The sequence below is a fragment of the Vibrio sp. 070316B genome, from assembly GCF_013114115.1.
In the GTDB taxonomy this organism is placed as follows: Bacteria; Pseudomonadota; Gammaproteobacteria; order Enterobacterales; family Vibrionaceae; genus Vibrio; species Vibrio chagasii_B.
Map to the genome: position 1 here is coordinate 1 of NZ_VTYC01000077.1, position 923 is coordinate 923.

General features: G+C 41.3%; 1 protein-coding gene and 1 pseudogene. Both read right to left on the reverse strand.

Annotated features, from left to right (window positions below; genetic code table 11):
• Positions 1-11: 11 nt before the first annotated feature.
• The gene (locus F0251_RS24265) at positions 12-257 is read right to left on the reverse strand and encodes a hypothetical protein (RefSeq protein WP_171731987.1); all 246 of its coding nucleotides are present in this window, start codon (positions 255-257) and stop codon (positions 12-14) included.
• A 145-nt stretch (positions 258-402) separates the two neighbouring features.
• Positions 403-923 (reverse strand): annotated as a pseudogene (locus F0251_RS24270) (toxin); the annotation flags it as partial.

Below are 923 nucleotides of genomic sequence, written 5' to 3' on the forward strand. Positions count from 1 at the left end.
TCCCTGCGGGGCTATTCAACGACAGACTGTAATCCTTTCAAAGCATCAAGGTAGTCATTTACCGCAAGCTCATTATCGTAGAGCTTCCGCTTTAGCTTCTCATTCAGTATTCGTTCTTTGTGATACAACTCTTGATACTTAAGTGCGTCATAGCCACCTTGAACTAGAGCTTTAGACATGGTCGATGTCTTCGTCAATTCTTTTAGCTTGGATAGCATTTCTTCATGCTTCTCAGTATCTCGAATAGTAATAGCCATCATTTTTCCTTAATACCGGTTTGTCCTGGTTTGATTATGATAGCATTTTTTGAGATTTGTTCCTGGCTAAATAGACGGGTTTGATAGCATTTTCGCAATACCGATCCGATTGCCGGTTCGTGTTTTGATAGCATTAGACGATTGACTAAAACAAACTTACTTCCGCTTGTCTTACTTCTGGTAAAGCAACCGCAGCTGAGTAGGGCTTGCATGTTATTAACTTTGTTAGCTCGCCTCTGTTAAGCTTCAACAAGCAATCATCAATGCGGTCAAACGTAACGTCGTAAGCTTTTAGGAAGCTTTCGTTTACCGAGTAGAAGCCATCAAGAGCTTCCACTTCAATGCTAACATGTCTTTCAATCGTGCCATTTTTGATTGCGAAATTCACACCCGTGACAAAAGCTTTCTTGATGCCCTCAAACGGCAGCACCTCGGCTATAGGAACATGAGTAACATCATTTTTGTGATTACCTTTACTGCTATCCCCACTAGAACGTACATCCCCAGAAGCTTCATTATCTTGACTAGGTTGTGTTTCACTTTGCTTAGGAGCGGCAGCTGTAGACGTTGTTTGTCTCGCTTCCTCCACCGTCTCAGTAGTTTCAAAAAAACGATTGGATAAGTCATAAATTATGTACCCGAAACAGAATATGGATAGTAGGAAAA

Excerpts from the sequence above, each read along its gene's own strand:
- F0251_RS24265 (WP_171731987.1), bottom strand. The coding sequence starts at position 257 with ATGGCTATTACTATTCGAGATACTGAGAAGCATGAAGAAATGCTATCC.